Raw genomic sequence first — 15,716 nt, 5'->3', positions numbered from 1 at the left:
AGAGCACCTTAACCGCACCAAAACTATGCAATTTAAGACCCTCAGATGTTCCCCAAAAAAGAGCGTCATATTGCCCCAAAGCTGTGCAATTCGACAAGAAACTTTTACAGTTTTTTTTATTAAGTGATAGGCTAGTCAAAATAGTGATGCTTTTCTTGATGATGGAATAAAGCAAAGCCCCTACTTAAAAAAGGAGGGGCTTCAAACTTTCTCTTCAACGATTTGGCTACACTGCATAGATCTTCTGAACTATGAAAAAAAATTAACCCATTTGCTCAAGGAGCTCTTTTGCAAAGTTTAAACGTTCTTTTTCATCGATAAGATTCGCTGTCACGCGCAAACGGCGACCACCTTCCATCTTAAAAAATTTCGGTTTAGCTTGAATAATTTTAATGATGGTCATCGCCTCAACAGGTGTTTCCGTTGAGAACTCAATAATGCCGCCTTTCGCATTAAAATCCATTTTCTCAATACCCAGCTTTTCTGCCTGAATCCTTAAGCGATGGACATGAAATAAATTTTGTGCCTGATTTGGTAACATGCCAAACCGGTCCATCATTTCGACGCGAATTTCATTGAGTGATTCGGAATCAGAAACATGACTGATACGCTTATAAAATAATAGTCGCTGATGCACATCGCCTAAGTATTGATCTGGAATTAAAGCCGGTAAATTTAAATTAATATCACTGGTCAACGATAACGGTGCATCGAGATTTGGGGCTTTACCATTTTGAATGGCTTTCGTTGCACGTTCGAGCATATCCATATACAAACTAAAACCGATGGCTTGCATATTGCCGCTTTGCTCTTCGCCGAGAAGCTCTCCTGCCCCACGAATTTCCAAGTCCTCAGTCGCTAAAATGAATCCCGCACCAAGCGTCGATGCACGCTGAATTGCATCAAGGCGCTTTTCAGCATCCCCTTTCAGATTTTTAACCGAAGGCACCATAAGGTAAGCATAAGCTTGATGATGAGATCGACCTACACGTCCACGTAATTGATGCAATTGTGCTAAGCCCAATTTATCTGCGCGTTCAATAATGATGGTATTGGCATTAGGGACATCAATCCCGGTCTCAATAATCGTTGAGCAGACCAAGATATTGGCTTGCTTGTGATAGAACGCTTGCATAACCTGCTCAAGTTCACGCTCACGCATTTGGCCATGAGCAACGGCAACACGCGCTTCAGGAATCAATGTCCGTAGTTCTGTTGCCGCGCGCTCGATACTATCAACATCATTGTGCAAGAAATAAACTTGTCCACCACGGAGTAGCTCACGCAAAATTGCTTCTTTCAGCGCTGCGCTGGTTTTCTCTAGCACAAAAGTTTTAACCGCGAGACGACGCGCAGGTGGCGTCGCAATAATAGACAGATCACGGATGCCTGAAAAAGCCATATTTAACGTTCGCGGGATCGGTGTAGCCGTCAATGTCAGCATATCCACATCAGCGCGAATTGCTTTAATTTTTTCTTTATCCCGGACCCCAAAACGATGTTCTTCATCAACAATCATGAGTCCTAGATCGTGGAATTCTACCCCCTCTTGAATCAGCTTATGGGTGCCAATAATGATATCCACCTGACCGGCCGCAAGATCTGCTAGGATCTTATTATGGTCTTTCTTACTGCCAAAACGCGATAAAACTTCGATGCGCACTGGCCAATCGACAAAACGATCTACGAAGTTCTCATAGTGCTGTTGTGCAAGCAAAGTCGTTGGAACCAATACAGCGACTTGTTTTCCACCATGAACTGCAACAAATGCCGCACGCATAGCGACTTCAGTTTTACCAAATCCAACATCCCCGCACACCAAACGATCCATAGGTTTTGATTGTGCCATGTCATGCAGCGTTGCCGTGATCGCATTGGCCTGATCTGGGGTTTCTTCAAACGAAAATTGGCTACAAAAGATGTCGTAGGCATGCTCATCAACCACAAAGGCATGCCCCTCTCGCGCTTGCCGACGCGCTTGAATATTGAGCAATTCGGCAGCAACATCGTGGATTTTTTCTAATGCCTTACGCTTGGCTTTATTCCAAGTATCCGTGCCTAGTTTGTGCAGTGGCGCATGATCGGGATCACCACCGCTATAACGGCTAATCAGTTGCAAGTTGGCAACGGGAACATAAACCTTAGCATTATCCGCATAATCAAGTTGCACAAACTCATGCGTTTGATTATCGATTTCTAGGGCAACCAACCCACCGTAACGTCCAACTCCATGATCGATATGAACTACAGGCGCACCAATAGACAATTCTGATAAACTTTTTACCAGAAATTCTTCGGAGACTTCGGAGACCTTACGACGACGGCGCTGAATGACCCGTTGACCAAATAGTTGATTTTCAACAATAACAGCAAGCTGATTATCGAGCAACAATCCGCGTTCAAGGGCTGCCGTGCCAAGCGCAATAGGCATTTTGCCATTTAAGAACTCGTCCAAGCTCTCAACAACGGGCATTTTCCCCAGCGCTGGGCTAATCAGCTCTTTGAGCGTCTCACGTCGGCCTGCACTTTCGGCAATGATTAATACTCGCCCCTTAAAAGTCCCGACAAAGCTCGACAAGGCTTGTAATGGATACTGACTCTTATGATCAATTGGTAATAACGGGGGAACATGCGCTTCGACATTATACGTGCCCTGACGTGGGCTAAATGGCTGCTCGGATAGCACCAGTCGGCCAAATGCTTTAAGCCGGCCAAATAGTTCATTGACCGTTAAAAATAATTCATTGGGGGGTAATATCGGAAGCTCGGCATTGTGGCGACGATCTTCATAGCGTTGATTAATATCCACCCAGAAATGATCTAATACTTGATCAACTTCTTGATCAGAAACAATCAGCGAAGATTCCGGAAGGTAATCAAATAAAGTCCCGCCTTCAATAAACTCGTCACGTGCAAAGAATAGGGGCTGGTAATACTCCAGTCCTTGGGCAGATACTCCATTTAAAACATCCTGATAAAAGGGAATACGCTTCGGACTCGCATCAGGGAATAAGTCTCCAAAACGCTCACGAAACATACCGCGCCCATCAATCAGCGGAAACTCTTGTGCGGGTAAAAGTCTAAAATTTTCAATATGTGTCGTTGTACGTTGTGTCTCAGCATCAAATAACCGCAGCGACTCCACTTCATCATCAAAAAGCTCGATGCGAATGGGTTGAGTCTGCCCCATCGGGAAAATATCCATGAGGCTACCACGAAGTGCATATTCTCCGGGTTCAAAGACGGTTTCAACCGCGCGATACCCTGCACGGCTTAATCGCTGACGCTGACTTTCAAAATTAAGCTTCTGACCTTTACGAATATCAAAGTGCTGACCCAATAACCATTTTGGCGGTGCAATACGTTGAGCCAGAGTTGTGGCTGCAACTAAAACCACACCTTGCTGAGGCATATTCGACAGCAAAGATAAACGCTCAGAAATAATACTTTGATGAACTGAAAGACGATCATAAGGTAGTGTTTCCCAGTCAGGGAAAATATATGGTGTCACGCCAAAAAAACGTAACTCTTCATCAATCAGACTGACTTGAGCACTGTCTTTTGCAACCATCACAACCAGACTCGTAGTCCGCTGAACCAGTTCAGCAAGAACCAGTGACGGTAAAGCACCCGTCAAATTACCTAGCCAGCGACGTTCACCAGCGGGAATTTGAATAAGTGTTTCTGTGATTTGATTAAGGTCAGACAATACCGCAAGCGTCATCGGAAATTAGCCTTCTTTACGTCTCATATGAGGGAACAAAATCACATCCCGGATACTTGCAGCGTCTGCAAATAGCATCACCAAACGATCAATCCCAATCCCTTGCCCCGCAGTCGGTGGTAAGCCATATTCCAGCGCCTCAACAAAGTCAGCATCGAAATGCATCGCCTCATCATCACCTGCATCTTTCTCTGCCACTTGTTGACGGAAGCGTTCCGCTTGATCAATCGGATCATTCAACTCGCTGAAACCATTTGCAAGCTCACGCCCACCAATGAAGAATTCAAAGCGGTCTGTGATATGCGGGTTATGGTCATTACGACGAGCCAACGGCGAAGTTTCCGCAGGATATTCCGTAATGAAAGTGGGTTGACGCAGTTTAGTTTCAACGGTCTCTTCGAAAACGATTGTTTGCAGTTTCCCTAGACCAAAACCATCTTTAACTTTTTCTTTGAGTACAGTTTGTACAAAATTTGCCAAGAACTCACGGTCATTCACTTGCTCTGCATTGATTTCAGGATTATGTTCCAAAATCGCATTAGCCATCGAAATCTTTTTATATTCGCCTTTGAAACTGAACACTTCACCTTGATATGGCACATCAGTCGTGCCCAAAATCTGCAGTGCCAAATGCTCAAGCATATCTTCAGTCAGTTTCATCAAGTCCTTATAATCTGCATACGCCTGATAAAACTCAATCATGGTGAATTCGGGATTATGACGGGTAGAAACACCCTCATTCCGGAAGTTACGATTGATCTCAAACACGCGCTCAAAACCACCAACAACCAAGCGCTTTAAATAAAGCTCAGGTGCAATACGCAAGTACAGCGGCATATCAAGTGCATTATGATGAGTTGCAAATGGACGTGCAGCAGCACCGCCAGGAATAATATGCATCATCGGCGTTTCTACTTCCATGAAACGCTCATTCAGCAAGAATTGACGAATACCCGCAATAACTTGCGCGCGAATCATAAAAGTCTTGCGTGTCTCATCATTGGTGATGAGATCTAAATGACGTGCACGGTATTTTGCTTCGGTATCACTCAAACCATGAAACTTATCGGGTAATGGGCGCAACGATTTGGTCAGGAGCTCAATGCGGGTTGCATGAACAGACAATTCGCCCATTTTAGTGCGAAATACATAGCCCTCTACACCCACGATATCGCCTAAATCCCATGTTTTAAAGTCATCATAGGTCGCTTCGTCAATCTCATTTTTAGAGACATAAAGCTGGATGCGGCCACTCATATCTTGAATGGTAAGGAAGCTTGCTTTACCCATGACGCGCTTGAGCATCACACGACCAGCCAGTTGCACCACAACTTTATCTTGCTCTGCGAATTGCTCCTGAGTCACATCAGCATACTGCTCATGCAAATCCTGCGCATAATGGTTGCGGCGAAAAGTATTTGGAAATGCATTGCCACCAGACAGCGCAGTTTTTTCTTGAATTGCTTTTAACTTGGCATGACGCTGGGCAATCAGTTCATTTTCTGAAACTTGAGGTTCGGTAGTTACTGATTTTTCGGAATTAGCTGGAAATTGCCCTTGCTGCGTCATGGTGTGTCTCGTGTTGATCTATATGAATCGGAAAAAATAAAACTGACTTGCTCATCAAACTGTTAAAGCTAAGCTGTAAAACTAAAATCATTAAAAAACGAAACGGCAAGGATAGCAGATTTAAGACTCTGGTTCATGTGGCTAGAAAGATTTGCTGCAATGTTTGCGTGAAACAGATTGATATAAAAATACCCGTGAGTAAACACAGGTATTTTTATATTGCTAAAACTAAACTGCGAAATTAGGCTCTTAATGCCTTTTCGATATCACCAACCATAGATTCAGGTTTAGTGGTAGACGCATAACGGTCAATCACATTACCGTCCTTACCAACCAAAAACTTGGTAAAATTCCACTTCACAGCTTCAGTACCCAAAATGCCCTTCGCTTCTTTTGTCAGGTATTTATAGAGTGGATGCGCGTCATCGCCATTCACATCAACTTTGGCAAACATCGGGAAGCTGACACCATAATTGCGTTGGCAGAACTCTCCGATTTCAGTGTTTGAACCTGGATCTTGAGAGGCAAACTGATTACATGGGAAACCCAAAACTACTAAACCACGATCTTGGTATTCTTTGAATACGTGCTCTAACCCCTCAAACTGCGGAGTAAATCCACACTTACTTGCGGTATTTACAATCAATAGAACTTTACCCCTGTAATCTGCAAGACTCTGCTCACCACCTTCAAGTTTTTCAGCACTAAAATCATATACGGTTGTCATTTTTAATGTCCTTGTTCACTTCATTAAATGAAATAGCTTAACCACATAGAGTTTACCTTGATTACTTTTCCTCATCCAGTTTTATGGATGCTGAATTTATACAATATCGCAAGCCGCCCTGATCTTGTGGACCATCAGGAAACACATGACCAAGATGCCCGCCGCAATTATGGCAAGTAACCTCAGTGCGAACACGACCAAAACTTAAGTCTTCGTGCTCATCAATAACATGCTCATCAAACGGACGAGTAAAGCTCGGCCAACCACAGCCTGAATCGTATTTACTGGTAGATTCAAACAGCTCGACATTGCATGCCTTGCAACGATAAATCCCTGCGGCATGATTATCCCAATAAATCCCTGTAAATGCAGGCTCAGTACCTTTTTCACGTAAGATATGAAAGTCTTCAGGCGAAAGCTCTTGCTTCCACTCCTGCTCTGTTTTCTGGATTGCCATACGGGCACCTCTATTAAATTAAAACTATTGCCTAAACACTCAGATTGCTTTGGTTAACTTTGCCATAAATTCAAATCTAAGCGTGTGTTAAATCGGTTAATTCAGAGAACCTCCTTGAAAACAAACCGCAAAAGATAGATAGCAAGAAAATTAGACAGATAGTGACCCTTCCAAACTACCAAAATAGTGTTGTCTATTTGTGCTTGCAACCATCGTCCCGACTATTTAGAGATTGATATTAACTATCTACCGTGATACTTTATCTGAAATTAGATGCTTTACTAGGCTCTACGGAGGGCTTCATGTATTTTGTTAACAAAAAAAATCACATTCAAGTTCTTGTATATGCTGGATATGATGCAGATAAAAAAAGAACGAAGTCCAAAAATCTAGGAACCATAAAGATAGATAGCCTAGAACTATCTACCTTATTAATGCAAAATATTACAGCTCATCCTGAAGATGATGCTGAAACACAGACATACAAACATCAACTTAGAAAAAAAATAGAAATCAAACTTGATGAGCTAAAGCAACAAAAAAAAATACCACAAACAATCAGTCATTCAAATTCAATAACTGCAACCTCTATCACCTCTGACACAAAGAGACCAACCATGTCACGTTCTATTAATAAATCTTCAAAACTAGACAAAGTTTGCTATGACATTCGAGGACCTTTGCTTAAAGCGGCGAATGCGATGGAGGAACAAGGGCATAAAATTATTAAACTGAATATTGGCAACCCTGCCCCATTTGGCTTTGAAGCACCACAAGAAATCTTATCTGATATCGCATTTAATCTTCCGAATGCAGTTGGCTATAGCGACTCTAAGGGAATATTCTCTGCCCGTAAGGCAGTCTTACAGTATTACCAACAAAAAGGGATGACCGAAGCCGTCAACGTCAATGACGTCTATATTGGTAATGGTGTTTCTGAATTAATCGTCATGTCCATGCAAGCCTTACTGAATAGTGGCGATGAAATGTTGATTCCAATGCCGGATTATCCACTGTGGACGGCGTCAGTCAATCTAGCAGGTGGACAGGCTGTTCATTACAAATGCGATGAAGAAAATCACTGGTATCCTGATATTGCGGATATGGAATCGAAGATTACTGCACATACTCGCGGTATTGTCATCATCAACCCAAACAATCCAACAGGTTCGGTATATCCAAGACACATTCTGCAGCAGATTGTCGATCTCGCACGGAAACATGATTTGATTCTTTTCGCGGACGAAATCTATGACAAGATTATCTACGATGGAATTGAGCAGGTCTCTGTTGCTACCCTCGCACCCGATTTGCTCTGTGTGACGTTCAATGGACTCTCAAAATCACATCGCGTAGCTGGCTTTCGCTCTGGGTGGATGCTGATTTCTGGGAATAAATCCAAAGCGGGTGATTACATTGAAGGCTTAGACATGCTGGCCTCCATGCGCTTATGTGCCAATGTTCAAGCGCAATATGCAATCCAAACCGCTTTGGGTGGTTATCAAAGTATTAACGACTTAATTCGCCCTGGCGGACGTTTTTATGAGCAGCGCAATATTGCTTGGCAAATGCTGAATGAAATCCCTGGTGTTTCTTGTGTGAAACCAGAAGGCGCACTGTATTGCTTCCCGCGTTTGGATCCTAATGTTTACCCCATAGAAGATGACACCGCCTTTATGCTTGATTTATTAAAGGCTGAAAAAGTATTGCTCGTCCAAGGCACCGGTTTCAATTGGCCCACACCTGATCACTTCCGCGTGGTGTTTTTACCCGCAGAAAGTGAATTGAAAGAAGCCATGAATCGAATTAGTCGTTTTTTAGCCACCCGTAGATAAACAACAAAGTAATCTGCCCTCAAAATCGAGGGCAGATACGTTACAGCAAAGAGCTGCTCCGAACATCCATGCTTTCCATCTAAAAAATGAGTATTGCATCACGTTATGTATTGCCAGTTTCTCTAAATTAGAGCAGTATATATCCAAAGTTTTTTTTCTAATTTTCTTTTTTCAATCATTGAAAAAATCAGCATGGGGGCATGATATGTATAATAAATTGTTAAGCGCTTTATTCGTTGTAGTGTCATTGGGATCAGCCAATAATTTGGCGCTTGCCGATGATGCACAGCTACCTGCTAACTGCCCTGCCCCTGCAGCACCAACAGAAACCACCGAACCCACTCTTGCGTCACAAGGTATGTGGAAAGACCCTAACACTCAATTGATCTGGTCTCGTTGTGCACTGGGTCAGGAATGGGCAGGAGACGTGTGTACAGGTGAACCTGTTAAATTAAGCTGGAAAGATGCTAAAGACGAAGTCAGTAAAGTTAAATATGCTGGAAAATATGGCTGGCGCTTACCGACCTTGTATGAACTAAAAGCATTAAAACTTAGAGAAATGTCTAACCCCGCAAAAGCCTGTAACGCACCGTGGTTTTTTAAATCTACAGAAGGTTACGGCTGGAATTGGTCATCCACGCCTTATAGCTATTTTGGAGGAAGCTTAGCTTGGGGTGTTGATCTCGATTCAGACAAATGGGACTCTTTAGACAAATCACGGGAACTGCGCACATTCCTCGTTCGCCGTGATTAAATCAATGATCATGCCCTCTCCATCATTTTTCTACACGTTCTCCACACTATGTGGTTTAGATTGTAATGAAGTGATGGTGTTGTGCTGAACAAGTAGTTTCTCTATTTTCAGGCCTATACTCAAAAGCGAACCGATAACATCAGTTCGCTTTTTTTATAGCGTAATCTAGAGGTGTATTATGAAAAAAATTCTCATACCGATGCTGGTTGTCTTATTCTTAAGTGGTTGTATTATTGTCCCGCCTGGACACCATCATCATGGCTATTACGATTAGTCACCCAAAGTCCAATAACATCATACATTATGATCACAAAACATTCGTATGGAGCAGGATCTGTAAGTATAGGTCTTGCTTCTTTAACTTTAAGCCGCATGCGATGAATCACTGGCGATAAATTTAGAAATAAAATCAATAACTCTTAGGTTTTATTCAACCAATCTGCATTCATTTTTTCAGCATTTATTACGATCATTCCACCATCCTATCGGATAGATGAATTCTCTCGTGTTATCATCTCGCTTTCCTTAATAACAAGGAAGCTTAAGTGGTTGGCGTGGAGCGGTTATGACTTTTATTCATCTTGGTGTGCATAGCGAATTCTCGATAACGGACTCGATTGCACGCGTTGGCGACTTGGTCAAACAAGCTGCAGCCTTTAATATGCCTGCGCTTGCACTTACAGATTTATCCAATTTATATGCTGCTGTAAAGTTTTATACAGGCTGTCGCAACAAAGGCATTAAACCCATTTTAGGCAGTGAATTACGCCTTGAAGACGCACAAGGCCGTGTAACACTATTGGCCATGAATCAAGTGGGCTGGCGCCACTTGACCGAAATTGTTTCTCAAGGATTTATTGAGGGCCTAAGTCTAGGTCTACCGCTGATCAAAACAGATTGGATTTTTCATAAAAATAACGGATTGATTGCTATATTGGGACAATATAGTGATGTCGGCCAGGCTCTTAGAAGTGCAACACCAGAGCGTGCAGAAACTCTTATTGAAGCATGGCGTGAACATTTTGGCGATCGCGTTTATCTTGCAATCACCCGCACGGACCGCCCAGGTGAAGCCGCTTATGTTGACGCGGTGCTTGAGTTAGCAGAACGTTTACAGATTCCAGTGGTTGCCCATAATGATGTTCGTTTCTTGCATACAGATGATTTTGATGCCCATGAAGCCCGAGTTTGTATTTCAAGTGGTCACGTTCTAGCCGATGAGCGCCGCCCGCGCGAATACTCCAGTGAGCAGTATTTTAAAAATACCGAGCAAATGGTCGCATTATTTGCGGATGTACCCGAAGCTATCGCAAATACGATTGAAATTGCGAAACGCTGTACGGTGACTATTGAGCTCGGTAAAAACTATTTACCTGACTTCCCTGTTCCTGAAGGCTATGACATTGCAAGGTTCTTTGCAGAAACCTCTCAAGAGGGGCTCAATATTCGACTAGGTGAGCTCTACCCAGAGTCCGAACGCGATGAAAACTGGCTCGAGCGTCGCAAAGTCTATGATGATCGTTTAAATTTCGAGATCAAGACCATTAACGATATGGGCTTCCCCGGTTATTTCTTGATCGTTATGGACTTTATTCGATGGTCTAAAAATAACGGCGTCCCAGTAGGACCAGGTCGTGGATCGGGTGCAGGGTCTCTGGTCGCATATAGTCTGGGTATTACTGATCTTGATCCGCTGAAATATGATCTTCTCTTCGAACGCTTCTTAAATCCTGAGCGGGTATCCATGCCCGACTTTGATATTGACTTTTGTATTGCCGGTCGGGACCGTGTGATCGAGTATGTTGCCCAAGCATACGGTCGTGAAGCAGTATCTCAGATCATTACGTTTGGAACTATGGCCGCTAAAGGCGCAGTACGAGATGTCACTCGAGTACTGGGTAAAGCCTTTGGACTAGGTAATCGTATTTCAGCGCTAATTCCTTCCAAACCACCAGGCATAACACTTTCTGAAGCGCTAGAAGTTGAGCCTCAACTCAAAGACTTAGTCACCAATCCAACAGGTAATGACTATGATGATGTGACTGAAATCTGGGAAATGGCAACCAAGCTGGAAGGCATTACACGTAATGTCGGTAAGCATGCCGGTGGCGTGCTCATTGCACCGAGCAAAATCAGCGACTTCTCCGCAGTCTATTGTGATGAAGAAGGCTCACGGGTCAGTCAGTTTGATAAAGATGACGTTGAAAAAGTAGGGCTTGTTAAGTTCGACTTTTTGGGACTGCGGAATTTAACGGTGATTGACCAGGCCGTTGAAGCGATCAACTTACGCAATCAACAAAACAATGAGCCGATACTCGATCTCAAACATATCGCGCTTGATGATAAAAAAGCCTTTAAAATTCTTCAGGATGCAAAAACAACCGCAGTATTCCAGCTTGAAAGTAGTGGCATGAAACGGATGCTCAAAGAAGCAAAACCCAGTAAATTTGAAGAAATTATTGCATTTGTTGCACTTTATCGTCCAGGTCCCATGGACCTGATTCCAGACTTTATCTACCGTATGCATGGTGGACAATTCGAATATCTGCACCCGCTCCTCACCGATGTCCTCAAGCCTACTTATGGCGTGATGGTCTACCAAGAGCAGGTTATGCAAGCCGCGCAGGTTTGCGCGGGTTACTCTTTGGGTGGTGCAGATTTGCTGCGCCGAGCAATGGGTAAGAAGAAACCCGAAGAAATGGTGAAGCAACGTGTCACCTTTGTCGAAGGCGCTGCAACCAAAGGGATTGATGAAGCAAAAGCAAACGAAATATTTGACTATATTGAGAAGTTTGCGGGCTATGGCTTTAATAAATCTCACGCCGCCGCCTATGCACTCCTCTCCTATCATACTGCATGGCTGAAAGCACACTATCCAGCCGAGTTTATGGCTGCGGTTCTCACATCTGAAATGCAAAATACCGATACGATCGTTTTCATGATCAGCGATTGTCGCGAGCTCGGATTAAAGATCCTGCCTCCTTCGGTAAACTGGTCTGATTACCGTTTCAGAGCATCGGACTCAGGCACGATCATTTATGGTTTGGGCGCGATTAAGGGTGTTGGTGAGGCTGCGATGGAATCAGTCATGCAAGCGCGAAAAGAAGGTGGCGAATTTAAAGATATTTTCGACTTTTGCCAACGTATTGACCTCAAAAAAGCCAATAAGCGTACACTCGAGGCATTGATTCGATCAGGCGCATTAGATTGCTTATGCCCATCCAATAAAATCGAAAATAGTAAAGGTGAATATCGTGCGGTGCTTGCTGATCAACTAGAAGAGGCAGTGCAAGCAGCAGAACAAAATCGTCAAAATCTCGATAGCGGCATTTTTGATTTGTTTGGTGAAATTGAAGTTCCTGCGCGTAAAGCTCCACCGAAATCAATCATATGGTCTGATGAGGTTCGCTTAAAAGGTGAGAAAGATACCTTAGGTCTTTATCTCACGGGACATCCCATCGACGTCTATAATCCTGAACTTAAAAATTTCATTAAATGTAAACTTGCAGACATTGAAGCAACTAAGCGCGGCGTAACAACGATATTTGCAGGATTGGTTATTGATGTTGCAAATTTTCCAAACCGAGTTGTCATTACTTTAGATGATGGTACGGCACGTATTGATGTTAATTGTCAGCATGAAAATTTCATGCGTTATAAAGAAATATTAAAACCTGAAACGATTGTTGTTATTGAGGGAGAAATCAGTGAACGGGAGGGATATGATCGCCCAATCGGACGCTTGCGCAAAGTCTTTACAATGAACGATATCCGCTCAAGACGTGCAGAGGCCATTGTATTAGATCTCGTTTCAAAAGGCTTGAATCAAGACCTCGTACAACAATTACAGAAAACATTGCCGCTTTTCAATCAAGAAAACACTGAACAAAGACGAATTCCCATTCATTTTCAGATTGATCATACCTATGCGAAAGCCACCCTCAGTGTAGGTGAACGCTGGTACGTACGACCAGAAGATGAGTTACTGAAGCATCTCCGTGAGCACTTCGGTAAGCATGCCGTCAGTATTGTTTATCAACGTAAAACACATGCGACTGAGAATACAATCACTGCACATTCAAATTAAGATAAAGTGATACCCTGTAGACATATTCCAATTCTTACATTGTAAATAATTATGTCATCAACAGATGATAGTATTTACCTTAATTAAAAAAAGCATTAGTTTGAGTATAGTTTACAGCAAGTAAATAATCTAAAAATGACAGGATGTCATATGAAAACTGGAGTTTCACACGAAGTCTTTTTCGTGTGCAGACACGTCATTAATAATTTTTTAATTTAGTGCGTCCCAAAGAACACTTATCATTTCATAGACAATAAATCGAGAACTGTGATGTCAATATCAAATAACGCACAAATTAATGAACTTCAAAGTTTACTTGGAAAAGATGGTTTTCAGGGCTTCTTAAGTAGTTACCTCAACGATAGCCAAAGCTATATGAAAACAATTCAATCCGCTTATGAGCAAAATGACAATGCATTGGGCTTAACCGCAGTTCACTCACTCAAAGGTGAAATCGCAAATATCGGTGCAACAGAGCTCGGAACACTTTGTCAAAAACTAGAAATTGAATTCAAAGCCGGTCAATTAAAAAATAGTGATGTTATTATTCAAGCAATTCAAGATGAGTTGCAAAAAGTAAATAGTTCTCTGCGTGAGTTACTATAAAAGCTTATTCCGATGGTTTTAAATGCGAGTCGATTAAAACCATTTCCCTTGATTTTGAGTGAGTTTGTGTTTTGGTTTCTGAAAAAAATGTTATTGATCATCGTTTAGTATTAAATCGTATTCGCATTGTCATGGTTAACACCACCCTGCCCGCTAACATTGGGGCAGCGGCTAGAGCCATGAAAACCATGGGACTCTCTCAACTCACCTTAGTTAATCCCAAAATTTTTCCAAGTCCCGATGCGATAGCACTCGCTTCAGGGGCGGCAGATGTTGTTGAAAATGCAACCATCGTAGATACACTCGAACAAGCACTTTCAGACTGTGTATTGGTGTTTGGTACCAGTGCCCGAAGTCGTACCATTCCTTGGCCTTTGCTTGAAGCTAGAGCTGCAACTAAGCTTGCAATTGATGAAACCGTCAACGGCAATATTGCGATTGTTTTTGGCCGAGAAGATCGGGGGTTAACCAATGAGGAGCTAGCGCAAGCTCAATATCATTTGACGATTCCAGTTAATGAGGAATATGGCGTACTGAATGTGGCTGCCGCCATTCAAGTGATCTGTTATGAATTGCGCATGCATGCCTTGAGTTTAGAAAACCTACCTGAAATAGATCAGCAAACCACGACAGATATGATGCCGCTCTTAGGCCATATGGCGTGGGATGAACCCCTAGTCGATCAAAGCATGATGCAGCAATTTTACAGTCACCTTGAGGCCATGCTGACCAATATTGACTTCCTGGATCCCAACAATCCTCGCTTACTCCCTTTACGCTTACGCCGTTTATTTGGACGTATTCGACTGGATCGGATGGAATATAATTTACTTCGAGGTATTTTTGGTCGAGTGCAAGCACTCAGTAAAGGAACATGGCCTCCGCAATCGTTGACGGATGCACAAAAAACTGAGAAGACTTCAGATCATTAATTAAAAAACGAAATATCGATATAAAAATTAACAATATCGATAGCAGAAATATTAGAATTGATAATGATCAATTCCCACAGGCATCCCGTGATGTTTAAGCAGCTTCAAGAAGACATTCAAGCCGTATTTGATCGCGATCCCGCAGCTCGTAATACACTTGAGGTCTTGCTCACCTATCCAGGTATCCATGCGGTTCTTATGCACCGTGCTGCGCATCAACTTTGGCAGCATCAGTTCAAAACGACGGCTCGAGGGCTATCCCTCTTCAACCGTTTTCTTACTGGTATCGAGATTCATCCTGCTGCAAAAATAGGCCGTCGATTATTCATTGATCACGGCATGGGTGTTGTCATCGGAGAAACCGCTGAAATTGGTAACGATGTAACGCTGTATCATGGTGTAACACTTGGCGGTACCACTTGGCAAAAAGGCAAACGTCATCCAACTTTAGAGGATGGCGTGGTTGTGGGTGCTGGCGCTAAAATTTTAGGACCGTTCATTGTAGGTAAAAATGCTAAAATTGGCTCTAATGCCGTGGTTACTAAAGCAGTCCCTTCGGATGTGACGGTCGTAGGCAATCCAGCTCGTTATGTCGAAAAAAAAATGACTAAGTCACCCTCCCCCTTACTTGGCAATACCGATCAAGAAGCAAACCCAAATACGATTATAGATTATGCAAAGTCTATTGGTTTCCAACCCTATGCAATTGCTCCAAATCTACCAGACCCGGTCGCTGAAGCCTTTCGCATATTACTGAATCATATGCAGTCAACCGATCGTAGAATCGATACCATGTGTCAGACGATGCAAGAACTGAATCCTTCTTTCTGTGATAAAAAGAATCACCCCATCCAAGCTGATGACTTGCCTATTATCCAAGATATCAGTGCAACTTCACAAACCAAACCCATGAAAAGAAGACAAAAATCCTCATAAAGATAACCAGTTCAACATTCTAAATAGCTGTAATTAATACGCATTAGATACGGTTTTTAAGTTGTTATTTGGATTTTTTTCGCTATAGT

At 42.8% G+C, this 15,716-nt stretch carries 9 protein-coding genes and 1 pseudogene; 6 read left to right on the top strand and 4 right to left on the bottom strand.

Annotated elements, in window-relative coordinates:
• Positions 1-262: 262 nt before the first annotated feature.
• The 4 genes from mfd to msrB all read right to left on the bottom strand — a co-directional run bounded on the left by mfd (position 263) and on the right by msrB (position 6,477).
• A complete protein-coding gene (mfd, locus tag HYN46_RS06530; RefSeq protein WP_114898622.1) occupies positions 263-3,724 on the bottom strand; it encodes a transcription-repair coupling factor in 3,462 nt (1,153 codons plus the stop codon).
• Positions 3,725-3,730: 6 nt separating this feature from the next.
• Positions 3,731-5,293: a lysine--tRNA ligase gene (gene lysS / locus HYN46_RS06525; protein WP_114898621.1), complete on the bottom strand. Its 1,563-nt coding sequence runs from the start codon at positions 5,291-5,293 to the stop codon at positions 3,731-3,733.
• Between the two features lie 241 nt (positions 5,294-5,534).
• Positions 5,535-6,020: a glutathione peroxidase gene (locus tag HYN46_RS06520; protein WP_114898620.1), complete on the bottom strand. Its 486-nt coding sequence runs from the start codon at positions 6,018-6,020 to the stop codon at positions 5,535-5,537.
• Between the two features lie 61 nt (positions 6,021-6,081).
• Positions 6,082-6,477, bottom strand: a complete 396-nt coding sequence (msrB, locus tag HYN46_RS06515) for a peptide-methionine (R)-S-oxide reductase MsrB (RefSeq protein WP_114898619.1) — start codon at positions 6,475-6,477, stop codon at positions 6,082-6,084.
• 617 nt (positions 6,478-7,094) lie between these two features.
• On the opposite strand from msrB, the gene HYN46_RS06510 reads away from it, so the two are divergent.
• From HYN46_RS06510 to cysE, 6 genes and pseudogenes are all read left to right on the top strand, one after another.
• Positions 7,095-8,312 (top strand): pyridoxal phosphate-dependent aminotransferase, encoded by a 1,218-nt coding sequence (locus HYN46_RS06510; RefSeq protein WP_114900656.1) that lies wholly within the window; start codon positions 7,095-7,097, stop codon positions 8,310-8,312.
• A 205-nt stretch (positions 8,313-8,517) separates the two neighbouring features.
• On the top strand, positions 8,518-9,066 hold the full coding sequence (locus HYN46_RS06505; protein ID WP_114898618.1) for an Lcl C-terminal domain-containing protein: 549 nt from the start codon (positions 8,518-8,520) through the stop codon (positions 9,064-9,066).
• A 565-nt stretch (positions 9,067-9,631) separates the two neighbouring features.
• Positions 9,632-13,126, top strand: a pseudogene (gene dnaE, locus HYN46_RS06500) (DNA polymerase III subunit alpha); the annotation flags it as partial.
• Positions 13,127-13,423: 297 nt separating this feature from the next.
• On the top strand, positions 13,424-13,759 hold the full coding sequence (locus tag HYN46_RS06495) for an Hpt domain-containing protein (protein ID WP_114898616.1): 336 nt from the start codon (positions 13,424-13,426) through the stop codon (positions 13,757-13,759).
• 71 nt (positions 13,760-13,830) lie between these two features.
• Positions 13,831-14,691, top strand: a complete 861-nt coding sequence (locus HYN46_RS06490) for an RNA methyltransferase (RefSeq protein ID WP_228254911.1) — start codon at positions 13,831-13,833, stop codon at positions 14,689-14,691.
• A 60-nt stretch (positions 14,692-14,751) separates the two neighbouring features.
• Entirely contained in the window at positions 14,752-15,627 is an 876-nt protein-coding gene (gene cysE, locus HYN46_RS06485) for a serine O-acetyltransferase (protein WP_407640794.1), read from the top strand.
• Positions 15,628-15,716: the final 89 nt, after the last annotated feature.

The sequence above is a fragment of the Aquirhabdus parva genome (assembly GCF_003351745.1).
GTDB classification, from domain to species: Bacteria; Pseudomonadota; Gammaproteobacteria; order Pseudomonadales; family Moraxellaceae; genus Aquirhabdus; species Aquirhabdus parva.
Note: the sequence above shows the minus strand (reverse complement) of the source record. Positions and strands in the feature narration are given on the sequence as shown.

Excerpts from the sequence above, each read along its gene's own strand:
- mfd (WP_114898622.1), bottom strand. The coding sequence starts at position 3,724 with ATGACGCTTGCGGTATTGTCTGACCTTAATCAAATCACAGAAACACTT.
- lysS (WP_114898621.1), bottom strand. The coding sequence starts at position 5,293 with ATGACGCAGCAAGGGCAATTTCCAGCTAATTCCGAAAAATCAGTAACT.
- HYN46_RS06520 (WP_114898620.1), bottom strand. The coding sequence starts at position 6,020 with ATGACAACCGTATATGATTTTAGTGCTGAAAAACTTGAAGGTGGTGAG.
- msrB (WP_114898619.1), bottom strand. The coding sequence starts at position 6,477 with ATGGCAATCCAGAAAACAGAGCAGGAGTGGAAGCAAGAGCTTTCGCCT.
- HYN46_RS06510 (WP_114900656.1), top strand. The coding sequence starts at position 7,095 with ATGTCACGTTCTATTAATAAATCTTCAAAACTAGACAAAGTTTGCTAT.
- HYN46_RS06505 (WP_114898618.1), top strand. The coding sequence starts at position 8,518 with ATGTATAATAAATTGTTAAGCGCTTTATTCGTTGTAGTGTCATTGGGA.
- HYN46_RS06495 (WP_114898616.1), top strand. The coding sequence starts at position 13,424 with ATGTCAATATCAAATAACGCACAAATTAATGAACTTCAAAGTTTACTT.